Origin of the sequence: Rhizobium sp. CG5, from assembly GCF_023701945.1 — a bacterium.
Taxonomy (GTDB): domain Bacteria; phylum Pseudomonadota; class Alphaproteobacteria; order Rhizobiales; family Rhizobiaceae; genus Allorhizobium.
In genome coordinates this window covers 107,568-131,737 of sequence record NZ_JABAEF010000012.1, presented here as the reverse complement: position 1 = coordinate 131,737, position 24,170 = coordinate 107,568, and the positions used below count along the sequence as shown (strand labels likewise).

General features: G+C 60.3%; 19 protein-coding genes and 1 tRNA gene. 14 read left to right on the top strand and 6 right to left on the bottom strand.

The features are described from left to right. The first annotated feature begins 3 nt into the window (after nt 1–3). A complete protein-coding gene (locus HGO38_RS19615) occupies nt 4–987 on the top strand; it encodes an alpha/beta hydrolase (RefSeq protein WP_250957588.1) in 984 nt (327 codons plus the stop codon). Here HGO38_RS19615 and ilvA read toward each other — a convergent pair. Continuing rightward, nucleotides 980–2,236, bottom strand: a complete 1,257-nt coding sequence (ilvA, locus tag HGO38_RS19610; RefSeq protein WP_250957587.1) for a threonine ammonia-lyase — start codon at nt 2,234–2,236, stop codon at nt 980–982. The genes HGO38_RS19615 and ilvA overlap by 8 nt on opposite strands. Before the next feature lie 93 nt (nt 2,237–2,329). Between ilvA and HGO38_RS19605 the strand changes: the two genes are divergently transcribed. The 3 genes from HGO38_RS19605 to HGO38_RS19595 all read left to right on the top strand — a co-directional run bounded on the left by HGO38_RS19605 (nt 2,330) and on the right by HGO38_RS19595 (nt 4,619). After that, nucleotides 2,330–3,784, top strand: coding sequence for a TrkH family potassium uptake protein (locus HGO38_RS19605; protein WP_250957586.1), 1,455 nt, complete (start codon nt 2,330–2,332; stop codon nt 3,782–3,784). 72 nt (nt 3,785–3,856) lie between these two features. Continuing rightward, nucleotides 3,857–4,462, top strand: a complete 606-nt coding sequence (locus HGO38_RS19600) for a hypothetical protein (RefSeq protein ID WP_250957585.1) — start codon at nt 3,857–3,859, stop codon at nt 4,460–4,462. 72 nt (nt 4,463–4,534) lie between these two features. After that, nucleotides 4,535–4,619, top strand: a tRNA-Leu gene (locus tag HGO38_RS19595). A 63-nt stretch (nt 4,620–4,682) separates the two neighbouring features. On the opposite strand, the gene HGO38_RS19590 is transcribed toward HGO38_RS19595, so the two are convergent. Further along, a complete protein-coding gene (locus HGO38_RS19590) occupies nt 4,683–4,928 on the bottom strand; it encodes a PilZ domain-containing protein (protein WP_250957584.1) in 246 nt (81 codons plus the stop codon). Between the two features lie 192 nt (nt 4,929–5,120). Beyond that, on the bottom strand, nt 5,121–5,720 hold the full coding sequence (gene wrbA / locus HGO38_RS19585) for an NAD(P)H:quinone oxidoreductase type IV (protein ID WP_250957583.1): 600 nt from the start codon (nt 5,718–5,720) through the stop codon (nt 5,121–5,123). Nucleotides 5,721–5,946: 226 nt separating this feature from the next. Between wrbA and HGO38_RS19580 the strand changes: the two genes are divergently transcribed. The 3 genes from HGO38_RS19580 to gpt all read left to right on the top strand — a co-directional run bounded on the left by HGO38_RS19580 (nt 5,947) and on the right by gpt (nt 8,392). Further along, the gene (locus HGO38_RS19580) at nt 5,947–6,714 is read left to right on the top strand and encodes a competence/damage-inducible protein A (protein WP_250957582.1); all 768 of its coding nucleotides are present in this window, start codon (nt 5,947–5,949) and stop codon (nt 6,712–6,714) included. Nucleotides 6,715–6,825: 111 nt separating this feature from the next. Further along, nucleotides 6,826–7,668: a universal stress protein gene (locus tag HGO38_RS19575; protein ID WP_250957581.1), complete on the top strand. Its 843-nt coding sequence runs from the start codon at nt 6,826–6,828 to the stop codon at nt 7,666–7,668. 226 nt (nt 7,669–7,894) lie between these two features. Beyond that, a complete protein-coding gene (gene gpt, locus HGO38_RS19570; RefSeq protein ID WP_250957580.1) occupies nt 7,895–8,392 on the top strand; it encodes a xanthine phosphoribosyltransferase in 498 nt (165 codons plus the stop codon). 136 nt (nt 8,393–8,528) lie between these two features. On the opposite strand, the gene HGO38_RS19565 is transcribed toward gpt, so the two are convergent. Beyond that, the gene (locus HGO38_RS19565; protein WP_250957579.1) at nt 8,529–10,334 is read right to left on the bottom strand and encodes a M10 family metallopeptidase C-terminal domain-containing protein; all 1,806 of its coding nucleotides are present in this window, start codon (nt 10,332–10,334) and stop codon (nt 8,529–8,531) included. A 66-nt stretch (nt 10,335–10,400) separates the two neighbouring features. Next, on the bottom strand, nt 10,401–10,664 hold the full coding sequence (locus HGO38_RS19560; RefSeq protein WP_250957578.1) for a hypothetical protein: 264 nt from the start codon (nt 10,662–10,664) through the stop codon (nt 10,401–10,403). Between the two features lie 469 nt (nt 10,665–11,133). On the opposite strand from HGO38_RS19560, the gene HGO38_RS19555 reads away from it, so the two are divergent. The 7 genes from HGO38_RS19555 (at nt 11,134) to HGO38_RS19525 (ending at nt 22,470) form a co-directional block, all read left to right on the top strand. Then, entirely contained in the window at nt 11,134–13,050 is a 1,917-nt protein-coding gene (locus HGO38_RS19555) for a methyl-accepting chemotaxis protein (RefSeq protein WP_250957577.1), read from the top strand. Nucleotides 13,051–13,109: 59 nt separating this feature from the next. Further along, the gene (locus HGO38_RS19550) at nt 13,110–13,694 is read left to right on the top strand and encodes a hypothetical protein (RefSeq protein ID WP_250957576.1); all 585 of its coding nucleotides are present in this window, start codon (nt 13,110–13,112) and stop codon (nt 13,692–13,694) included. A 722-nt stretch (nt 13,695–14,416) separates the two neighbouring features. Further along, the gene (locus HGO38_RS19545; protein ID WP_250957575.1) at nt 14,417–18,223 is read left to right on the top strand and encodes a vitamin B12-dependent ribonucleotide reductase; all 3,807 of its coding nucleotides are present in this window, start codon (nt 14,417–14,419) and stop codon (nt 18,221–18,223) included. Nucleotides 18,224–18,444: 221 nt separating this feature from the next. After that, nucleotides 18,445–19,971 carry an adenylate/guanylate cyclase domain-containing protein gene (locus HGO38_RS19540; RefSeq protein WP_250957574.1) on the top strand — a complete coding sequence of 509 codons (1,527 nt, stop codon included), beginning with the start codon at nt 18,445–18,447 and terminating at the stop codon, nt 19,969–19,971. Between the two features lie 35 nt (nt 19,972–20,006). After that, on the top strand, nt 20,007–20,765 hold the full coding sequence (locus tag HGO38_RS19535) for an E2 domain-associated cysteine-rich protein (RefSeq protein WP_352230504.1): 759 nt from the start codon (nt 20,007–20,009) through the stop codon (nt 20,763–20,765). A 10-nt stretch (nt 20,766–20,775) separates the two neighbouring features. Further along, on the top strand, nt 20,776–21,342 hold the full coding sequence (locus HGO38_RS19530) for a Pycsar system effector family protein (RefSeq protein ID WP_250957572.1): 567 nt from the start codon (nt 20,776–20,778) through the stop codon (nt 21,340–21,342). 30 nt (nt 21,343–21,372) lie between these two features. Continuing rightward, nucleotides 21,373–22,470 (top strand): hypothetical protein, encoded by a 1,098-nt coding sequence (locus HGO38_RS19525; RefSeq protein ID WP_250957571.1) that lies wholly within the window; start codon nt 21,373–21,375, stop codon nt 22,468–22,470. A gap of 506 nt (nt 22,471–22,976) precedes the next feature. On the opposite strand, the gene HGO38_RS19520 is transcribed toward HGO38_RS19525, so the two are convergent. After that, complete coding sequence (locus tag HGO38_RS19520; protein ID WP_250957570.1) at nt 22,977–24,068, bottom strand: hypothetical protein; 1,092 nt, start codon at nt 24,066–24,068, stop codon at nt 22,977–22,979. Nucleotides 24,069–24,170 lie beyond the last annotated feature (102 nt).

Below are 24,170 nucleotides of genomic sequence, written 5' to 3'. Positions count from 1 at the left end.
TCGATGCCGTATACACTTATCGCTGTTTCGGTCGTCGTCGCGGCAGTCGCCCTGGCCGGCCTTGCGCTCGTGACCGGCCGCATGCCGCCGTCAGCCCCTGCCCCCTTCAATCCCCGCGTTATCGGCGACGATCCGGACCTTTATCTCGCGAATACCGAAGCCAAAGCCGGCCATGTGCGCCCCGGTGCGCAGAAGCAGATCGTCTGGGCCGATCCGGTCAGCCGGGCAAGGACGCCCGTCGTGCTGGTCTATATCCATGGCTTCTCCGCGTCGGCCGGCGAAGTCCGACCGCTGCCGGATCTGGTGGCGCGGGATCTCGGCGCCAATCTCTATTTCACCCGCCTGACCGGCCACGGACAAAGCGGCGATGCGCTCGCCGAGGCCAGCGTCTCGGACTGGATCGCCGATTTTTCCGAAGCCCTTGCCATCGGTGAGCGCCTCGGCGACAGAACCGTGGTCATGGCCACCTCGACCGGCGGCGCTCTGGTCACCTGGGCGCTGGCGCAGCCGCTTTACCGCGACCGCATCGCGGCGGTCGTTCTGCTGTCGCCCAATTACGGGCTGCAGGCGACGGGCTCGTTTCTGCTCGCCATGCCATTCGGCCGGCAGATTGCCCGGCTGGTTATCGGCGCGCGCCGCGGTTTCGAACCCCGCAACGAATTGCATGCCGCATTCTGGACGACCGAATACCCGGTCGACGCCCTGATCCCCATGGCGCATCTGGTGCGCCTTGCGGCACGCGTGCCGGTCGAGACGATCGATACGCCGGCGCTTTTTCTCTATTCGCCGCAGGACACGGTGGTCAGGCCCGACCTGACGGCCATGATCGCTGTGCGCTGGGGCGCTCCGGCGCAGATCATCGATCCCGGTGCCGTCGAGGATCCCAACCACCACGTCATTGCCGGCGACGCTTTGTCGCCCTCGACGACGCAGCCGCTGGCCGCTCGCATTACCGCATGGCTCAGGGACCAGCCGGCGATCAGATGATCAGGTTGGCGAGGATCTCGTTTTCGGTAATGTCCTCGTAGCCGAGCCCTGCCGCCTCGAAACGGGCCATCAGTCCTGAAAAATGGCCGCGTTGCTTGGTTTCGATGCCGATCAGGATCGAGCCGAAATTGCGGGCCGACTTCTTCAGGTATTCGAACCGGGCGATATCGTCATCCGGCCCGAGCAGATTGAGGAAGTCGCGCAGCGCGCCCGGGCGCTGCGGCAGGCGCAGGATGAAATATTTCTTCAGCCCGGCATGGCGCATGGCGCGCTCCTTGACATCCGGCAGCCGCTCGAAATCGAAATTGCCGCCCGAGACCACCGCGATGACGGTCTTGCCCTGCAATCGCTCCGGCCCTAGTTCCTCCAGCGCGGCAATAGCCAGTGCGCCGGCCGGCTCCAGCACCACGCCTTCGACATTGAGCATCTCGGTGATCGTCACGCAGATGGCGTTTTCGGCGATCAGCAGGACCTGATTGGCCGGAAAGCCGCGCAAAGCTTCGAAATTCAGGTCGCCGATCCGGGCAACGGCTGCTCCATCGACGAAATTGTCGACTTTCGGCAGCGTGACGATGGCGCCCGCCTCCAGGCTGCGCTTCAGGCTCGGGGCGCCGGACGGCTCGGCAAAGACGAATCCGTCGGCCGCCATATCCGTCATATAGCCGGTCATGCCCGCCGACAGACCGCCGCCACCGACCGGCATGATCACCAGATCGGGGCTTTCGCCATCGGGCAGTTGGTCGAGAATTTCAGCGGCGACGGTCGCCTGTCCCTCGATGATATCGGCGTGATCGAAGGGCGGCACCATATAGCCGCCGATCGCCTCGACATGCTCGCGGGCCGCCGCATAGCACTGGTCGAAGATATCGCCGAACAGGCGGATGGTGATGAACTCGCCGCCAAATATCCGCGTCTTGTCGATCTTCTGCTGCGGCGTGGTCACCGGCATGAAGACGATACCCTTGACCCCGAAATGCCGGCAGACAAAGGCGAAACCCTGGGCATGATTGCCGGCAGATGCGCAGATGAAGGTCTTGTCGGTTCCGCCGCCGGCAATCACCTTGCGGAAGAAATTGAAGGCGCCGCGGATCTTGTAGGAGCGCACCGGCGAGAGGTCCTCGCGTTTCAGATAGACGTTTGCACCGTAGCGGGCGCTCAGATGCTCGTTCAGCTGCAGCGGCGTCGCCGGGAAAATCTCCCGCATCGCCTCGGTCGCCTGCACTACGGTCTGTCGGGTCACATCGTCCATCCATTGAATTTTGCCATGGCTCCCGCTATGGCATAACGAACAGGTGGAAACAAAGCGCTTTTCCGCGACATTTTGTACAGGAACGTCTCGTCCTTGAACGCCAACCTCCTCCGCTTCGCCATTTACATCGCCGCCCTGTGCGGGCTCTATCTGGCGACGGCGATGGTCGTTCCGGCGATGATCGACCTTTATTACGGCCATGAGGACTGGGAGATCTTCGCGATCTGCGCCTTCATGGTTGGCGGGTTGTCGCTGATGACCGCCATGGCGACGCGCGGCGCGCCACCGACATTTACCAAGCGGCTCGGCTTCGTCCTGGTCAACCTGCTGTGGGCGGTGTTTTCGCTGGTCGGCGCCGTGCCGATCTATTTCTCCGGCCAGGGGCTAACCTTCGCCCAGGCGCTGTTCGAGTGTATTTCCGGCATCACCACGACCGGATCGACCGTGCTGGTCGGCCTGGATGATATGCCGCCGGGGCTGCTGCTCTGGCGGTCGCTGCTGTGCTGGCTGGGCGGCATCGGCATCGTCGCGCTCGGCCTGTTCGTGCTGCCGTTCCTGAGGGTCGGCGGCATGGCCTTCTTCAAGATGGAATCCTCCGACACCAACGACAAACCCTTCGCGCGGCTGGCAAGCTTCACAAGGGCCTTTGTCGCGGTCTATGTCGGCATCACGCTCTGCTGCGCCGTGGCCTATGATTTTGCCGGCATGGGCCATTTCGATGCGATCAACCATGCCATGGCCACCGTGGCGACGGCCGGCTTCTCCACCCATGATGCCTCGTTTGGTTTTTTCCGGAACGACGCCCTGTTGTGGGTCTCGACTTTCTTCATGACGATCTCGAGCCTGCCCTTCTCGATCCTCATCGTCTTCATCGTGCGCAAACGGTTGGATGCCCTGCGCGATCCTCAAATCAGCGTCTTCATCGGCTATCTCTGCGCCTTTTCGGTGGCGGTGGCGGTCTACCATCACCTGCGCAACGATGTCGAACTGACCACGGCGCTCACCCATTCCTTCTTCAATATCTCCTCCATCCTGTCGACAACCGGATTTGCCAGCGACAATTATATCGCATGGGGCCCTTTCGTGGTGTTGCTGGCCCTGTTTGCCACCTTCATGGGCGGCTGCTCGGGGTCGACAGCCGGCGGTATCAAGGCCTATCGCTTCGTCATCCTGGCCAGCATCATCACGACAGGGTTGAAGAAGCTCATCTATCCGAACGCCGTCTATTCGGTTCGCTACGGTCGGAAAACGGTCGATACGGAGACCCAGTCCACGGTCATCCTTTTCACCACCGCCTATATCTTCCTGTGGGTGGTCGGCAGCCTTGTTATGGGCTTGCTGGGCTATGATATCGAGACATCGACATCGGCCGTCATCACCGCCCTGTCGAATGTCGGCCCCGGCATCGGCCCGATCATCGGGCCTGTCGGCAACTTTTCGACGATCAGCGATCCGGCCCTTTATCTGCTGTCGCTGATGATGCTGCTCGGCCGCCTCGAAGTGCTGTCCGTAATGGTGCTGCTGATGCCGATGTTCTGGAAAACCTGACGCCTGGCCCCTTGACTGTCCCGGTCGTTGCTTGAAATTGTCGCCAGGGGGATGGGCAAGGGAGGCCGGACAATGAACCAGATCAGCACACGGTTTGGCAGGCGCATGCAACGTGTCGCATGGGTGGCGGCGGTCATCGCCGCCGCGACGGCCGCCGAAGGCAAGGCCGGACCGCTTGCCGATGCCGCGGCCACTGCCGAACAAAAGGCGGCGGCTGGCGATCCGCTCGGCGCCTATGATGCGGCGGCCCAAGCCTTTGCCGCCTTTGCCGCCACCCTGCCCTTTTCCGTGAAAACGGCGGTCTTCGTCTCGGACAAACCCAAGGCCTATGGCGCGTATACGCCGCGCAAGGGTTCGACCTTCGCCCCCGGCGAGCCGCTGGTCACCTATGTCGAACTGATCGGCCTATCCTGGAAGGATATCGGCGAAGGACAGCAGCAATCCAATTTCAGCGTCGACCTGGAACTGAAGGACAAGGGGGGCGAGACCCTTGCCGCGCAAAAGGGATTCGGAAGCTTCAGCTTCACCGGCTTTGTCGCCAACCAGGAAATCTACACCCATCTGACGCTTGACATCACCGGCGCCGAGCCCGGCGACTACGTGCTGCATTATACGATCAACGACAATGTCGGCCAAAAGGTCACCGCCTTCGAGCAACCATTCACCGTGCTGAAATAACAAACGGCAAGCGTCACAAAGCCGTAACGCCGCCCTTGACGCGCCTCCGCAACTGGTTGAAACAAGGGCCGCGCGGGCGTGGCGAAACTGGTAGACGCAAGGGACTTAAAATCCCTCGGCCTCGGCTGTGCGGGTTCGACCCCCGCCGCCCGCACCATTTTTGTTTGCGCGCAGCCGCCACACCACCCTGCGCTTTTGTTTGCGCGCAGCCGCCACTCGATCAGCTGTCGAACGAAACGCCGATGTCCTTCATCGTGCGCCAGCGCACCGTGCAGGCGTGCTGCACGCCGTCCTCCAGGCGCAGTTGAAACTGATCCGGAATATCGATGGTGGTCTCGAAGACCAGCTTTGCGCCCTGAGCCGTTATATTGCGGACGATGCAGTTGTGGGTCGAGTAACCATTGTTGGACACCACGCGTCCTGCCTTCAGCGCGCGCGACCGGGTTGCCTTTCGTCGTTCTTCCATAACCGTTATCCTTCACCCAGCGGAAAACGCCGCTGGCGCCCGCCAAGGCTAGGGAAAAAAGGTCAAGGAACAATTAGGGACCTATAGCAGATTGGCTTGGCAGCAACGCGCGCAGCGGCCGGTTCCCAACACGAAAAAGCGCGACCCACAGGGCCGCGCTTCCTCAGACTCACCTCTTTGGTGGCCGTTTTCTTATGCCGACAGCTTGGCGGCAATCTTGGCGACATGGGCGCCCTGGAACTTGGCAGCGTCGAGTTCGATCTCGGACGGCATGCGCGAACCATCGCCATCGGTGATCGTCGACGCGCCGTAGGGCGAACCGCCCTTGACGGCTTCAACGCCCATCTGGCCCTGGAAGGCATAGGGCAGGCCGACGACGACGAGACCATGATGCAGCAGGGTCGGGATGAAGCCGAGAATGGTCGATTCCTGGCCGCCATGCTGGGTTGCCGACGAGGTGAACACCGAGCCGACCTTGCCGACCAGCTTGCCGGCGAACCACAGGCCACCGGTCTGGTCCCAGAAATTGCGCATCTGCGATGCGACCGTGCCGAAGCGCGTACCGGCGCCGACAATGATGGCGTCGTACTCGGCCAGTTCCTCGACGGTGGCGATTTCGGCCTTCTGGTCCATCTTGAAGTGCGAGGCCTTGGCGACCTCTTCCGGCACCAGTTCGGGAACGCGCTTGACGGTAACGTCGGCGCCTGCCGACTTCGCGCCTTCGGCCACAGCGTAAGCCATCGTTTCAATGTGGCCATAAGCCGAATAATAAAGAACCAGAACCTTAGCCATGATATGTCTCCGTTCGTTCAGGGGATAATGTAGAGCGTCGGATGCATATGTAGCGCTCTTGGCGCACAGGGCTAGCCTACCGAGCGAAGACGGACTGTTCACAAGCGCGCTGCGCCTGCGCCCTGCTCCTGACATTCGCGCGACGCAAACCTGTGCCAAGCAGCATTTGCTTTGGCGCTGAACGGCGCTAAGTAGTGAGCGACCAACAGCATTCAGGAACATCTCCATGACCCACGCCACCATCGTCACGGCAGCCATGCTCGCCATCGGCGACGAACTGCTGTCCGGACGGACGAAGGACAAGAATATCGGCCATCTCGCCGACATGCTGACGCTGGCCGGGATCGACCTCAAGGAAGTGCGGATCGTGGCGGACGAGGAGGAGGCGATCGTCGAAGCGCTGAACGCGCTGCGCGGTCGTTACGACTATGTCTTCACCTCCGGCGGTATCGGCCCGACCCATGATGACATCACCGCCGATGCCGTCTCGAAGGCTTTTGGCCTTGCCTGCATCCATGACGACAAGGCGATGGAACTGCTCGGCGAGATGTACAGCCGCCGCGCCATGGAGTTTACCGAAGCGCGCAAGCGCATGGCGCGCATGCCGGAAGGCAGCATCCATATCGCCAACCCGGTCTCGACCGCGCCGGGTTTCCAGATCGGCAATGTCTTCGTCATGGCCGGCGTGCCGCAGGTCTTCCAGGCCATGCTGAACGCGGTGATCGATCAATTGCCGGCTGGCAGCAAGTTGCTGTCGCGGGCGCTCGCCTGCCCGTTCGGCGAAGGCGATATCGGCACCTTGCTGGCCGCCATCCAGAAAGAGCATCCCGACACCAGCATCGGCTCCTATCCGCGCTTCGACGGGCGCAGCTTCAGCACGGAGCTGGTCGTGCGGGCCCGCAGCGAAGCGCCGCTGGAGGCAGCCGCTGCGGCCATTGAGGCCATGATCGCCGACCTGGCGGCCAGCCGCGCGGCTGGCTCTGGAAACCCTTGAGACAGCCGACCGGGGATTGCCGCGGGGTTGACCGAAGTCAAGGAAGGGCAGAGGGTTGCGCGCATACAGTCACAAGGCGGGCACATCACAGATACCGCTGAGGAGAAGATCATGGGCTACAAAACCATTCTAGCCGTCTTGGACACGCCCAAGAACGCGCACCAGATTAGCGAATTCTCGATTGCGCTGGCCGACACCTTCCAATCCCATATCGTCGGCCTGCATGCCGAAACCATTGCCGCCGTGCCGCTGGTTGCACCGATGGAGATCCCCGATCCGGCCACGGTTCAGGCGCTGCAGGACATGGCCCATACCGAAACGGTCAATGTCGAGCAGATCTTCCGGGGTCTGGCCGAACGCAACGGCGCCTCCCATGAATGGCGCAGCTTCCTGTCCTCGGCCGGCTACAGCTCGGGGTCATTGGTCGACAGCGCCCGGACCGTCGATCTGGTGATCGCGGCACAGGGTGACAATTCGTTGCTGTCGGAAAGCCGGGCCGATCTGGAAAACTTCCTGTTTGAAAGCGGTCGCCCGGTGCTTCTCGTTCCCTATATCCTCAAGGCGCCGAAGCCGATCAAGCGGGTGCTGATCGCCTGGAACGGTTCGCGGGAGGCGGCGCGCGCCACCTTCGACGCCCTGCCCTTCCTGAAGGCTGCGGATTCGGTCGAGGTGTTTTCCGTCGATCCGCCGGAAACCAACACCCAGTCGCCTGACATGGCCGGTGCCGAAATCGCCGCGACGCTGGCCCGCCATGGCGTCAAGGTGATGGTGGCACACCAGGAGACCGATAAGATGTCGGCGTCGGCTGCCATCGAGAACCGGCTGGCCGACAGCAGCATCGATCTGCTGGTCATGGGCGCCTATGGCCACAAGCGCTGGTGGGAAACGCTGTTTGGCGGCGTGACCCGCACGGTACTCGATTCGATGACCGCGCTGACCCTGCTGTCGCGCTGATCGCCTTGATATCCGGGCTTGCCTAGAGCCCACGATTGCCGCTAATAGCAATGGCCAAAGACAGATCGCCCCTGCGGGCTGCTTTCGCGCGACGCCGTTCGCGCGAAACGTGTTTTTGGCGGCAGCGCCTGGAACGCGGCATGGCCTCTCCCGCACGCTCCCTGCCTTGTTGAACACGCCGGATGCCGGCGCAATGCCAAACCTTTGTCCTGCGGAGCCCAGACCCATGTCCCTTCCCGAAAAAGCCTTTCCCGTTTCCTGGGATCAGTTTCACCGCGACGCCCGGGCGCTGGCCTGGCGGCTGGCCGGCAGTGGCCAGGATTTTCGGGCGATCGTCTGCATCACCCGCGGCGGCCTGGTGCCGGCCGCCATCATCTCGCGCGAGTTGAACATCCGGCTGATCGAAACGGTATGCATCGCCTCCTATCATGATTACGTCAATCAGGGCGAGATGAACCTCTTGAAGGGCATTTCTCCGGAACTGACCAGCGAAGGCGGCGCCGGCGTGCTGGTGGTCGACGACCTGACCGATACCGGCAAGACGGCAACCGAGGTGCGCGCCATGCTGCCGAAAGCCCATTTCGCCTGCGTCTATGCCAAGCCGAAGGGCGTGCCGGTGATCGACACCTTCGTCACCGAAGTCAGCCAGGATACCTGGATCTATTTCCCCTGGGACATGGGCTTCACCTATCAGGAGCCGATCGCCAAGGGTGCGCGCGGCTGAGAGCTTGGCGCCCCCTGCTGGGGCCCGCCATCCGGCACCCCGGATCTGAAACGACCGGCACGCATGTCGACGAAAAAAGGCGCCCGGGAGGCGCCTTTTTGTTTCAAACCGGTAACCGGACAGCCCGCAACCGACGTCAGATGATCAGGAAATCCTGATGGGTCATCGACAGGCCGGCGTCGAGATGGGCGATCCTGACGCGCCCTCCCGAACCCGTTCCATTCGAGTCATAGAAAAGATTGCCGGTATCGGTCTCGTAAATGATCCGGTCGCTGCTATCGCCCGCCAAGCCGGTAGCATTCTTGCGGAAGGCTGCGGACGACAGGGTTCCGGCCGCGCCGGCCCGGGTGAAGATGGCGTTTTCCAGCACCACGAAGTCGCTGACAACACTGAAGTCGTCGATCGTATCGACATTGGTACTGCCGTTCAGCGTCGTGTTGAATACGAACTTGTCGGCTCCCGCACCGCCGATCAGGCGGTCATTGCCGAGACCGCCATAAAGCCGGTCATTGCCATTGCCACCGAAGACGCGATCGCTGCCCAGTCCTCCGAAAAACTGGTCATTGCCATTGCCACCGCTCATCACGTCACTGCCCGAATAGCCGGTCAGCTTGTCATTGCCGCCATTGCCCCAAAGGCGGTTCGCCAGACTGTTGCCGTAGACGGTGTCGTTGCCAGAGCCACCCTTGGCATTTTCGATCGATGCACCGACGGCAATCGAGACATTGCCCGAGAATCCGCCAATATTGGAGAAGGAGGCAGCTGCGAGATTGATCCGCTGAGCCATGGAATATTCCGAGGCATCGATCGTGTCGTTGCCACGGCCGTCCCAGATGCAGAAGACCGGGTCGGTGTTGGTCTCGAAATTGTAAACGGAGCCGGTATTGGCGTTGAAACCATAAACGGAATCACCGGACCGCGTGTTGCGATTGACGCCGTACAATTGCTGGACTGCCAGGATATCGAACATCAGCAAAGTGTCGGGATAGCTGTCGAAGCTGTCCGTCGTGTTGTCTTCGTCGAAATAGCTCATCACGGAATATTGGTGGGAATCTTCCGTGAACTGGGCATCGTTATCATAGGTAATGTCGACGCCTGCACTGGCATTGTAGTCGCCGGGATGGGAAAGGCCCATGGCATGGCCGATTTCATGCAGCATGGCGAAGAAGGAATAGCTGCCACGGGCAATGCTGCCGGTCGAGATGCTGTCATTGTTGAGGTTGACGTCGCCTGCCGTATCATCGGCGCCCGTGCCGCCCGGGAAATAGGCGTAAGCGCCGGCGCCGTCCGTGGTGGAATTGTAGGCGGAGAAGCGCATCGTGCCGGTATTGGCCGAAGCCTGGGTGAAGGTGACGTTGCCAACCTCGGAAAACAGCGCCAAGCTTTGCCGCGCCGCCGTCTGCTGTCCGGCCGTCAATGCGATGAAGGCGGTGGAAGCGCCGCTGGCATCGGTCTGGTCCGAATTCGACGTGTCGAAGGAATAGGTGACAGTGACGGCGGTGCTGGGCGCGGAGGCCCAGCTATCGCCTTCGCGGATCAGGTTGCCGGCCCCCATCATGTAGTCGTAATGGGCGCGGCTGCCGGCCGTGGCCGACAGGCCATATTGCCCCGTCGCGTCACCCAGGCCGCTGGCCTCCAGATAGTAGGTGCCCGATGTGGTCACGGTAAAGGTGATGCTGGAATTGAACCCCGGACCGCCGTCGTCGTTATACGTGACTTCCACGCCAGATGCATTGAGAAGCCGCAGATAGGCATCGGTAACCCCGCTACCGCCGGTGCCGACCAAGGCAAAGGTGTAGGTTTGCCCGGCTGTCAGCGAGACACGGAACCAATCGGCATCCGCTGCGCTGCTGATTGTGCCCTGCGCCGTCTGGCCGATCCCCAATCGATAGGTCGTTCCCGTCGACGCCAGGGCGTCCGTGGTCTCTGTGATATTCGGCATGGTATCGTCCCCCTTCCCCGTCTCTTTTCGGTGCCACCGGATTGTCCGGCAAGCATCCTGATTCGATCACTTGTCCTCGCCGCACAGCCGGATCATCGCCAGCCGCGCCTGTTCCGCCAGTTCCGCGTTGCGCTGGCGCGAGACGAGCGAACTTCCGCTCAGGGCCTCGTGGTAGCGGGCCGTGGCCTGCGCACAGGTTGTCTCCCGCAGCGGTCGCTCCGGATTGCGCGGCAGTGCCCAGACATCTTCCGTCAGGGGGCCTGTCACGATGAGAAGCAGGGAAAGTGCCCGAACCGCAACCAGCCATGTCGTGCCGCGCACGTCGCCCACCGATAACTCCCTTGAATGTCAAATCCCGTCATCGCACACGGGCTGTGCAGCAGACCCATACATCCCGCAATTCGAACCTAGACTAGTTGAGACAGAAGATAAACCCGATTCCAGCCAATCAATCGACCAAAATCGGTTGTGATACATAGATCCATTCGCCCGGATCGCCGTCTTTACTTGATATGGTTTACCAAATGCTTGGCACAAGCGCTTTGTTTTTCGAGGCAAGTCGATCGGGGTTCGAAACCGCGAACGGCCGGCGTGGCGTGGGCTATTGCCAAGCGCAACATATCTTTCTACTTTAGCATTCATTAATATTTTAGTCGCAAGATCGTTCCGTACGTTACACCATTCAAAGATGGAACAGGCATGAAGGCCTGTGGACCTGAGGCGTATGATGCATTTTTACCATCCGATGCATTGACCGGTGCCCGGCTCCGCTTGACGCCCATGAAGGTTGCCTCAACACATGCCCAGTTTCATTCGCAGACTATCGCTTACCGTCAAACTTGCCGCCATGATCGTTGCAATCAATGCCTTTGGCATTGCCGGTCTTGCCGTTTACAACCTGAACAATGAAATCGAAGGCATGCTCAACATCGCCGAAGATAGCTGGCGCAAGGACACCGAGCAGTTTGCCTCGCTGGCTGCCGGCGGCGTGAAATGGGGCAAGTCCGCAGCCGTGCGGGAGGCTTACGCGCTCTATCGCGACGATTCGTCCCTCAACCTCGTGCAGTTCGCCGCGTTTAATGCCGACCTGAAAGCCATCGACACTTGGGATCGCGATGCTGTCAGCGGGATTTTCACCCAGTCCGAGCTTGCCGAAAGGGTCGCGCGCAAGCCGGAAAAGAGCATCGTCGACGACGGCCGGATCAATGAGGGATATTTCACCATCATTTCGCCTCTGCCGCTGGACAAGGCGGGAAAGGTCAGCGGCTACGTGGCCACCAGTTGGAGTGCGTCCAACATATTCACCGCAGCCCGCAGCAAGGCGCTGTTTGCACTCGCCATGCAGTCTCTGGCCATTACCATCGCCGTCATCGCGTTCCTCTTCGCCATGCGCAAGCTGGTCGGCCAGCCGTTGCGCGTGCTGTCGGATCGGATCTCGGCCCTGCAGCAGGGCGATCTCGATGCGCCAGTCGTCTATCAGGCGAACGGCGACGAGATAGGCTTTCTGGCGCGCGCGCTCGAGGTCTTTCGCAATGACGCCATAGCCAAGATCGAGCAGGAGCGGGTGAACGAGCTGCAGCGTCTGTCGCTCAACAGCGAGCGGGCTCGCAACTCGGAAATGACCGAGCGGACCGCTCTGTCCCAGCGCACCGTCATGGATGCGCTGGCCCGCGCTCTGGAGAGACTGGCGAGCGGCGATTTTTCCACGCATCTGACCGGGCTCGGACCGGAGTACACAAAGCTTCAGGGCGACTTTAACGGCATGGTCGACGCGGTCGCCGCAGCGATCATCGAAATCAAGCAGGCCACCATCGCCGTCGAGAACGGCTCAGGGGAGCTGACAAAATCGACCGACCAGCTTGCCAAGCGCACGGAACAGCAGGCCGCCTCGCTTGAGGAAACCGCCGCGGCCCTTAACGAGGTGACGACGACCGTGCGTACCTCGGCCCACAATGCTGAAGATGCGGGCCAGTTGACGAGCGATGCCAAGGCCGGCGCGCAGACATCGGCAACCGTCGTGCGCAATGCCATCGGCGCGATGGGCCGCATCCAGCAGTCCTCCGCCCAGATCGGCCAGATCATTGGCGTCATCGACGAAATCGCCTTCCAGACCAACCTCCTGGCGCTCAATGCCGGAGTCGAGGCGGCACGGGCCGGCGATGCCGGCAAGGGCTTTGCCGTGGTCGCCCAGGAAGTGCGCGAACTGGCACAGCGCTCGGCCAATGCTGCCAAGGAAATCAAGGCGTTGATCAGCGCTTCCGACAGCGAAGTGGCCGCGGGCGTCGCGCTCGTCAATCAGACCGGCGACGCACTCCTGACCATCGAAAAGCAGATCAACCAGATCAATGACAGCATCATCTCGATCGTCTCCTCCTACCAGGAGCAGTCAACGGGCCTTCAGGAAATCAGCACGGCCATCAACAGCATGGACCAGATGACGCAGCAGAACGCTGCAATGGTGGAGGAAACCAGTGCCGCCTGCCACGATTTGCTGTCGCAGAGCCGCCTGCTGCAGACCGCTTCGGGCCGGTTCCAGATCGCCGACGCGATGGCGCGCCGTGCGCCGGCCGGCACGGCGGCATCTTCTTTTCGCACCGGAACCGTGTCCCATACGCGCGCGCCATCGCCGGCAAGCGGCTCGGTGCCCCTGTCCGCGGCCGGCCGGCCGCGCACCGCCGGCAATACCGCCCTCGCCCAGTCCTGGGAAGAATTCTGAAATCGGGCAACGCCCCGTTCGGAAACCATAATTGAAACCAGCAAAATGAGGAAACAACCATGAAAAGACATCTCGCAGTCCTTCTCATTGCATCCGTCTCCGGCCTTGGCCTGACGGCTGGCGCCGCATCGGCCCAGGAAGCCCATGTCGCCCCGGTCACCGAATTTGTTCAGACCAATGTCGCGCCCTGGCTGAACGATCCGGTGATCATCGAGGCGATCAAGGCCCAGAACGCCGCCCATGCCAGCCTCACGGACGCCGATATAGACGCACTCGACAAGAAATGGCGCGCTGAGGTCGACGGTTCCGACCGCGCCATGATCGACGGCATTCTCGCCAATGCCGTCTCGAAACTGCTTCAGGAAAAGCAGGCTGCATCGGGCGGCACGATTTCCGAGGTCTTCGTGATGGACAACAAGGGCCTGAATGTCGGCCAGAGCGACGCCACCTCCGACTATTGGCAGGGCGACGAGGCGAAGTTCCAGAAGTCCTTTGGTGCGGGCAAGGATGCCGTATTCGTCGACGAGATCGAGAAGGACGAATCGACCCAGGCGCTGCAGTCACAGGCCTCGATGACGATCAGCGACGAGGCTGGCAATCCGATCGGCGCAATCACCGTAGGCGTCAACCTCGACGCGCTCTGACAAATTTCCAGCACTGCCGAACCCGAGACCGGGACGCGACAGCGCGTTCCGGTCTCTTTTTTTGCGCCAAGCGGCGCAGGCTGCTGTCTCGGGCAACGTTTCGAGGATCGGTCCGACCCGAAACGATTCGCGCCAATGGGCCGCCCGCTTCTGCCGGCCTCACCCAAATCGGGTGGTTTTCCGCGATAAAATCCCTTAACGCCTTACATGAGCCGAGCCGCGCGACGGGGTACGGCATATCAAGCTTCCCGTGCAAATGACTGAAATTCCTAAACGACCCATCTTTCCCCGTTTTCCACAGCGTGGCGCCACAAGATGTTGTATTAATATTTTGGACACAAACCAGCCCTTGACGGAATCAGTCGTTTCAAACTTAATGTGATCAGTTGCGGCGGCGGCTGAACCGGACGAGTACGAGACCGGTTCGTTTCAAAAAATCACCAAGGCGAGTGGCGGAGATGCCGATGATCGGCTCTTTCCCCATGGCATGCGCTTTTTTTATGATTTTTGGCTGCCAAAAGCTGCACTGGGACTGGCGGCAATAATCTGTTAATACTATATTTAGTGTTTGCAGCCACCATCACCACAAGATACAGAGTTGGTCATCAGATGATGATTCCTCTCAAAAGAGCGGGCGAAAGGCTGGCTGCATCCATGGTGATGCCGCCGGACGGATATTTATGTGCCTTTCGGGGGCACGAGTTTACGAGGGACAAAGGCAAATGCGCATCGAACGTCACTTCACCAAGCCAGGCCAGAGCGCTTATGCGGACATCGAATTCCGCAAGGCGATCAGCGAGATCCGCAACCCGGACGGCTCGATCGTTTTCCGGCTGGCCGACATCGACGTGCCGGCGCAGTTCTCCCAGGTTGCCGCCGACATCCTCGCCCAGAAATATTTCCGCAAGGCCGGCGTTCCGGCTCGCCTGAAGAAGGTCGAAGAAAACGATGTGCCCTCGTTCCTCTGGCGCTCGGTTCCCGACATGGAAGCCCTGAAGGCGCTGCCGAAGGACGAACAATACGGCTCGGAAACCGATGCCCGCCAGGTTTTCGACCGGCTGGCCGGCACCTGGACCTATTGGGGCTGGAAGGGCGGCTATTTCACCTCCGAAGAGGATGCTTCCGCTTTCAAGGACGAGCTTGCCTATATGCTGGCCACCCAGCGCGTTGCGCCGAACAGCCCGCAATGGTTCAACACCGGCATGCACTGGGCCTATGGCATCGACGGTCCCGGCCAGGGCCATTTCTATGTCGACCCCTTCACCGGCAAACTGGTCAAGTCGAAGTCGGCCTATGAGCATCCGCAGCCGCATGCCTGCTTCATCCAGTCGGTCGAGGACGATCTCGTCAACGAAGGCGGCATCATGGACCTGTGGGTTCGCGAAGCCCGCCTGTTCAAGTACGGTTCCGGCACCGGCTCCAACTTCTCCCATCTGCGTGGCGAAGGCGAAAAGCTGTCCGGCGGCGGTCGCTCTTCCGGCCTGATGAGCTTCCTGAAGATCGGCGACCGGGCGGCCGGCGCCATCAAGTCCGGCGGCACGACGCGCCGCGCCGCCAAGATGGTGGTGGTCGATATCGACCATCCGGATATCGAGGAATATATCAACTGGAAGGTCAAGGAAGAGCAGAAGGTGGCAGCGCTTGTCACCGGATCGAAGGTGGTTGCCCGGCATCTGAAGGCGATCATGAAGGCCTGCGTCAATTGCACGGCCGACAACGATGCCTGCTTCGACCCCAACCAGAACCCGGCGCTGAAGCGCGAGATCAAGGCCGCCAAGAAGGACCAGGTTCCGGAAAGCTACGTCAAGCGGGTCATCCAGTTCGCCCAGCAGGGCTACAAGGACATGGAATTCAAGACCTATGACACGGACTGGGATTCGGAAGCCTATCTGACCGTGTCCGGCCAGAACTCCAACAATTCCGTTTCGCTCAAGGACGACTTCCTGCGCGCCGTGGAGCAGGATGGCGACTGGAACCTGACCGCCCGCAAGGACGGCCGCGTCATGAAGACGCTGAAGGCCCGCGACCTCTGGGAAAAGATCTCCTATGCCGCCTGGGCATCGGCCGATCCGGGCCTGCATTTCAACTCGACCATGAACGACTGGCACACCTGCCCGGCCGCCGGCCCGATCCGTGCCTCCAATCCGTGCTCGGAATACATGTTCCTCGACGACACGGCCTGCAATCTGGCCTCGCTGAACCTCTTGCAGTTCAAGGATGCCAAGACCAAGAAGATCCACATTGCTGATTACGAGCATGCCGTCCGCCTGTGGACGGTGGTTCTCGAAATCTCCGTCATGATGGCGCAGTTCCCGTCGCGCCAGATTGCCGAACGGTCCTACGAATATCGCACGCTGGGCCTCGGCTATGCCAATATCGGCGGCCTGCTGATGTCGACCGGCATTCCCTATGACAGCGACGAAGGCCGCGCCATTGCCGGCAGCCTGACCGCCATCATGACCGGCGTATCCTATGCCACCTCGGCCGAAATGGCCGCAGAGCTCGGCCCCTTCCCCAACTTTGCGCCGAACCGCGACAACATGCTGCGGGTCATCCGCAACCATCGCCGCGCCGCCCATGGTGAGACGGTGGGCTATGAAGGCCTGTCGGTCGATCCGGTCGCCCTGATCCATGAAGATTGCACGGATCCAGCACTGGTCGCCCATGCGAAAGCTGCCTGGGACAAGGCGCTGGAGCTTGGCGAGAAGCACGGCTACCGCAATGCGCAGGTCTCGGTCATTGCCCCGACCGGCACGATCGGCCTGGTCATGGATTGCGACACGACCGGCATCGAGCCCGATTTTGCCTTGGTGAAGTTCAAGAAGCTGGCCGGCGGCGGCTATTTCAAGATCATCAACGGCGCCGTGCCGGAAGCGCTGCGGGCGCTCGGCTACAGCGAAAGCCAGCTTGCCGAGATCGAGGCCTATGCCGTCGGCCACGGCAATATCAACCAGGCACCGGGCGTCAATCCCGGCTCGCTGAAGGCCAAGGGCTTTACCGACGAGAAGATCGAAGCGATCAACGGCGCCACCAAGGCGGCCTTCGACATCAAGTTCGTGTTCAACCAGTGGACGCTCGGCATCGACTTCCTGCGCGATACGCTGAAGGTCTCCGAGGAGCAGCTGTCCGACATCAGCTTCAACTTGCTTGAGCATATCGGCTTCTCGAAGAAAGAGATCGAAGCGGCCAATATCCATGTCTGCGGTGCGATGACGCTGGAAGGCGCTCCGTTCCTCAAGGCCGAGCACCTGCCGGTGTTCGATTGCGCCAATCCATGCGGCAAGATCGGCAAGCGTTATCTGTCGGTCGAAAGCCATATCCGCATGATGGCCGCGGCCCAGCCGTTCATCTCGGGTGCCATTTCCAAGACGATCAACATGCCGAACGAGGCGACCGTCGAGGATTGCGGTGCGGCCTACATGCTGTCCTGGAAGCTCGCCCTCAAGGCCAATGCGCTTTACCGCGACGGCTCCAAGCTCAGCCAGCCGCTCAATGCCTCGCTGATCGAGGACGATAGCGACGACGACGCCCTGGAAGAATTGCTGCAGGCCCCGGCCGCCGCTCAAGCCGTGATCGTCACCGAGAAGATCGTCGAGCGCATCGTCGAGCGTCTGGTGCGCGAACAGGAAAAGCTGCCGACCCGCCGCAAGGGCTATACCCAGAAGGCCAAGATCGGCGGCCACACCATCTTCCTGCGCACCGGCGAATATGACGACGGCCGGCTTGGTGAAATCTTCCTCGACATGAACAAGGAAGGCTCTGCGCTGCGCGCGCTGATCAACAATTTTGCCATCTCCGTCTCGCTCGGCCTGCAATATGGCGTGCCGCTCGAGGAATATGTCGACGCCTTCACCTTCACCAAGTTCGAGCCGGCCGGCATGGTCCAGGGCAATGATGCGATCAAGAACGCGACATCGATCCTCGACTACGTCTTCCGCGAACTGGCGATCTCCTATCTCGGCCGCCACGATCTCGCCCATGTCGACACCTCCGACTTCGGCAATACCGCGCTTGGCCGCGGCATGAAGGAAGGCAAGGCCGACGCCGTGTCCAAGGGCCTGACCCGCGGCTACAAGCCGGTCCTGGTCTCCGGCCACGGCGCGGCCGCCGCCGGCCTGGAGCCCAAGGGTGCCGCAAGTGCAGCACCTGCCAAGGCCTCAGTCGGCGCCACGGTCACGGCGATCGTCGGCAATACGGTGCGCAAGATCGAACCGGTCATGGCCATCTCGACCTCGGAAGTGGTGTCCTTCAAGCGCGACTACGAGGAACGCGCCGCGGCACTCGTCGAGGAATATGCCGAGGAACTGGCCGAAGCCGTCGAAAGCCAGGGCCTGTTCACCGACAAGGCCGAAGCCGACGCGGCAGCCGCCAAGGCAGACGCCAAAAAGAAGGAAAGCGAACGCCGCATGCGCTCCATCGCGCAAGGCTATACCGGCAACATGTGCCTGGAATGCCAGAACTTTACGATGGTGCGCAATGGCACGTGCGAGAAGTGCGACACGTGTGGCTCAACGAGTGGGTGCAGCTGATCATTACAGGGTAAAGTGGAAATTTCGTGAGAAACCGAAGCTAGTACTGGCCAATCGGCTCTAATATTGGCCATTTTGGAACCTAGAATTGGCCAACCCAACATCTGACTTCCTCCGGGCACTGAAAAGTGTCCGGAAAATGCCCCTCAGAACAAACAGTGAAACAATCGCGTGAGTTGGACACCGTCCGAAATGCACGGAAATCCTGGAGTTGAGTAGCAATGGCAAATACCTGGAAGCACGACCGCGCCAAAACCGCAATCGACGCACGCATCAAGGACGTCGAAAACGTAACGGTGGTCGACTACACACGAACCACCTCGCTTCAGTCGATCCCAACGAACAAGGCCTATCGCCTGGACGGCGTTCATCTCTACATCGACATCGTCAACTTCGAAGAGATGCTCTGGTCGACGGATACCGAAGGAGAAACTTCCCACAAGCGCGCGCTCCGGTTCCTGAACCTCCATTACCGAGCAGTGCACCGGATCCTTGCCGACGCAGATGCCATCCGGGTGGACTTCCATAACCAGCGCCTGCACGCAGTCATCGCCAAGCCCTACGGGACGGATGCGACGGGTGACCGTGTGGACCGCGCGGTGGCGATAGCCAAGCTGATCGTGGATGTTCTTGCCGAGACCGGGGACAATGACGAGAATATCCCTAACGCGAAGGTGCGCGTCGGCATCGACACCGGGAAGGCACTGGCCGTAAACAACGGGCGCAATGGATACCGCGAGCCGCTTTTTCTCGGTCGTCCGGCAAACATTGCCGCAAAGCTCGCCTCGAACAACAAGGCGGTCGGGATCTATCTGAGCAACGAGGCCCGCGATGCGATCGATCTCGACACCGTTGATGTACCTGCGAAGACAAAGCTCACGGACGATGAAATCGCACAGTGCGCAGACAATGCCCAGCTCGGTCTGAGCAAGGATTCGATCGTGAAGGAGTGGAGAAAGGACAACGAGAACAATCCCATCGGGTCATTCTCTTTCTCTCGAGCGACACCTCCCTTGAAGAACCTGGATATCACCGTTCTTACACCGGGTAACTCTCGCCGTATGGACATGGTCTCGATCTACGCCGATGTGGATAATTTCACCGCTTACGTCGACTCCCACATCGATGATGATGCGGAAGACGTCGTCCGCTGCCTTCATGTAATCCGCGCAGAACTTGATCGTGTTGTCACCTCGGATTTCTCCGGGCGCCGGATTCGCTTCATCGGCGACTGCGTCCATGGTCACCTCCTCGAGGGCACCGCCTACACCACTGACACCGATGCCACCATCTCCACGGCGGTACTCTGTGCCGGCGGACTTCGTAGCAGTTTCGATCTTGCTCTCGAACGCCTTCAGGATAATGGCGTGGACACAGACGATCTGGGCCTTGCCATCGGCTTCGACTTTGGCCCGGGTTCGATCACGCGCCTTGGAATGCAGGGGAGCCGCGTTCGTTGCTCCACCGGCCGCTCGGTGCTGCTTTCCGAGGCCGAACAAAAGCGGTGCAACGGAACGCAAACGGCAATCGGCCAGTCGGCCTACGATGACGGGCCGTCGTCGGTACGGAAGCTCTTCGGCTCGTCCCGCCGGGTCGCTAACCTGACCTACGATGTCGCGCTCGAAGCACTTGCCGCCGAGGATGATAGCACAGCAAAGGCGGCGCGGGCCGTGCTCTATGCGGCGGCGAGTCCTGCCATTGCTCGAGCGGCAGAGACACCCTTCCGCCCGCATGCGAAGATCGATTGAGGCCAGCGTTGTCACCTATCGAACATCTTCACAGCGTGGCACATAAGAACCACGCCCGGCTCATCTCGGGAAACGATGAGCGAGCGATATACGGAGTCTGTCCGCCCAGCGCATCCGGCGCTCCCTCACCCGAGTTCATCCTGGAAATCTCACGTGAGGGAGAGAGGGTGTCTGTAAAAGAGGCGGAGGCGACCCTCCTGCCGTCTTTCTGCGCAGAGCGGCACATCAATCCAGGCGGCACGTTCTGCCTCAACTGGGGTGAAGTCGAACCGACACAGATCGAGGACCACGAGGAGGCGGAGGCTTGGTGGGGAAAGCTTCTGACCTTTCTGCTCCGCCAACGTTCAGCAGCCGCGCTGCGGCGCTGGCCGGGCAAGGCTGACGCTCGTGCGCATGGCTCGGAGGCTGCACATTTGCAGGCGATGGCGGAACAGAATGCCGCGGCACTTGGTCCCAAGTTCGTAGCCTTGCTGAGAGACGATCGCCTCCGCCTGGGTCGCGGGCGCCGCCGAGATCGCATCGCACTTCTCCAGGACGGCCGACGAGTGGTCACCGTCGTGCCAGCCGTGCGACGTGTGATGACGCTGCGTCAAAGATGCAAATGCGATCATGCTGATGTTCGTCGTCTCCCGCTGGCCTCGTGTGGTGACCACGCGCGGCTGATTGCCGAACTTGTCCTTAACATGGACGGCTGGCGAAAGGCAGAAGCCGACTTCTACACGTATTTGCGCGCCAGCCGTCAGGTCTGCTGCGGCACCATGGACGAGTGCCCGCTTGCGCGGGTTTCTGGCTGAGGAAAAGAAGATGGCCAAGAACGACCAGCAGGAAGCATATGAGAAGTTGCTCGCTGCCAATCACGGCAGGATGATCGACTTCGGTAAGTTTGCCGAGGCCAAGAATGCTGCCCTCCTTACCTTCTGTTCAGTCTGGATGGGAGCTATCATCACACTCCTAAGAGCTCCAGGCGAGCTTCCTTTCGGCTACTGCTACGCGTTTACAGCGGCCTTGCCGCTTCTCTTCATCGCCGCCGTGATCAGCCTGAAATCCTTGATGCCAAAGTTTCTTGACCAAATGCACAAGCGGGAGGACGACTACAAGAACCTTCTCTATTTCGGAGACATCGACAGGGCGGGAACCGCGGCCTATCCCAACATGGCGGCTGAGCTGTATTTGCCAACCGAAAGCGACTCCGCGACGGCGACCTATCTCCATGACCTCGCGGTACAAACCGCGATCCATGCAAGGATAGCACATAGGAAATTCAGGATGTTCAACTGGGCGGGGTCATTCGTCTTGGCGGCTTTCGCCTGCATGGTAGTTCCTCTGGTGTTCGCCTGTGCCCGATGGGCAATCAGCCAACTAGACTGTTAAGGGCGAGCGATGACAGAACAAGAACCTCGCATGGACGGCCAGCCGGTGCGCTGGATCCCCCGCCTCAAGGATGGGGAAAGCTTCTACCTCCACTTTTCGGGAGGGATACGGGCCGGACGTATTCTTGATGACCGCTGGGCGATCGAGCCCGTTCTCTCACACAGTCGGCCCGCCTCATTCGGCAACTTCGCGAGAACGGACATCTGGAAGATCGGACACTTCCTCGGTGTCACGCCAATCGCTTTTCAACACGCCGGGTGGAACAATGGATCCTACTACAGCAACTGGATTCCGATTGTTCCTGGGCAGTCGAACCACATGATTGGCGCATCGGATCTCTGGCGAAATATCTCTAGCCGCATCGGGGACGAGCGGCGAGGCCCACGGCTGGATGCGCTCAAGGATGCCAGTCATGAGGAATTAGCGGCGATCATCGATGACCAGCAGCCCGACGAGAGGCTGGCCCAGTTCATCGCGTTGAGCCTACGCGGGATGGATATCAGTGTTGAGGAGATCGCAGCCTTCTACCACGAGCAACTCGTTGACCTGATGGCTACCGATAGATTGGAGAATGATCGGGTTTCAGGAACGCTGGATCAGGTGCTGAATACGCACGTTCATTCCTTCTTCATGCATGCCGGAGCGGCGCGGGACTATCTGGGATCCTTCATCGCGTTAAAGGTCGGCGAGGACCCAGGCAAGATCGACTCGTTCAAATCACTTTGCAAGAAGCTCAGGACCCGCCACCTTGATGCCGACCCCATGCTCGCTGAACTTATTACGCGCGGCCTCATCAAAGAATCCAAGCAGAAGGGACAATGGCAAACAGGTGACTGGATGTGGGATCTAACCGAGCTTCGGAATACATTCACCCACAGGCGCCCCTACGGAAGCCGTCACGCCGAGCATTCCGGCATGGCCGTCCAACTCTCTGCGGCAGGCCAATTCTACCGATATCGCCGGCCATTTGAGACCAACGCAGGCGAAGACATTCTGGATCTCATCGTCCGACAGTATCAACGCGTCATCAAGCTGTTTCACTGCCTCGCCGAGATTTCCGGGTTGAACAGCGACATGCCCGTTATCACAGACGACGACATAATCGAGGTTCGGATGTCGAATGAGTAAGCATGTTTCTGAATTGAAGCGCGCATTCTGTGCTTTATCACGAGATGAACACTATACCTCTGGTCCACCACCCCCAGTATCCGATCCGTAATCAGGCGGTTCATCTTCATCCGCTTGTTCCCGAAACCGGGGGCGCGGCTCGCCTTCATTCCGACGCTTCAAGGCGACGGACGATCTGATATCACGACGACGTGCGTCCCTCTTGGTGCGATCCCTAGTTCTTTAGAATAAATATTTTCAGCCACTATCTTGCTTCGCTGAAGGCGTTGACCGATGCACTTGTAGATGCGGATCCAGCTCTGAAACTACGACTGACAACCACGGGGGCCATGGAAATATTGTCCTAGCCAGACATCCATCGAATGCACGCGTCCCAGCCGACAGCATCTGCACCGGACATCGCATAGAATAGGTCGAATATTCCCTAGGTAGTCATTCATGGGCTATCGAATTTTGCGCACTTTAAAGCCCTGCGATAAATGCATTCCAACGGGATCCATCGGAGGTCACTCCAAGATCAACTCCGAACGAAAGACCTGACCTATCTGGAAGGATGCAGTCCGTTCGTCGCCCTTGGCAGTGTTAAGCCCCATCTCGGCCGTCCAACTGAACTGACTGTCAAAAATAGGTTCCGGAATCGTGGGGCGCTCTTGAAGCTGCAACAAGACCTCCTTGTTGACACCCTGTCTGACAATCGCTCTCGTTATCCTATCCCCGTTGAGAGAGATAGGCCGAGGTAGATCAAATCTTAGCTCGCGGCCCGTGAATTCTCCTCCAAAGATCTGCGTCCGACCAAGAGAGTTCTGCAGTTCTTCTCGAGCACGCGCATCCCGCGCGGAAACCAATTCCTCTCTTGCCTGTTCCGCAGAGCGCGTGGAATATCTGGTTGCGGATGGGTGACGTCCAAGAGGCGATGCCGTTGCTTCAGCGGCTATCTCGAAACCGCTCAGCCGCAGTGTTTTCGAGAGCACGCCTCTGGTTGCTGCGTCGTCGGCTAGATATAATTGATCTTGACGTAGAACAAAGGGCTCTTTCGGTTCAGGATCGATAATGGTCAGGCGCGTTCCGGCGCCGCCTTCCACTCCAATGCTCAACCCGCACACCAGACGTTGGCCAGTGTGACGGGCAGGAAACACGATCGCGCGCTTTTGCGCGACCCCTCCACTTGGAGGCGGACCGTTAGATCCTAACTGACGCAGGCTATAGTCCAAACCGGACTGCGTTCCCTTGCATTCGACCACATGCCAGACACCTCTGGTATCGCGGGCAACGAAGTCAGGTGTTTTGTTTGGACCGCGCTTTGCGGACCTTCTTTGTACAGCACCCACGGAGGCAGCAATGCGATGCATGAAGTAGTATCCGTCAAGCTGTCGATCGAACGAAAGGCGGTCGCCAAGCCACAACATCGGGAGACCCATGCCGAAGTCGTCACTGAGAATAGTCTTCTGGTGACCATCGAGGGTCGCGAAACCTCGCGTGAGTCGAAGATCATCATCGTCCGCGATGGCTGCAAGATAACGAACCCATGCCCAGAACTCACTCAACGAAACGCCAGTAGTCGAGGTGGGGGTAGTCAGATAGCCAATCAGCAGCAGCATCGCCGGTATATTGATTTGCTGCGTCGCCGCGCCCCGGTGGAAAGTGCGCGGGAAGCGAGGCAGAGTGCCCCGCGGCGGCCAGGTTCTACGATCGACGTTGAC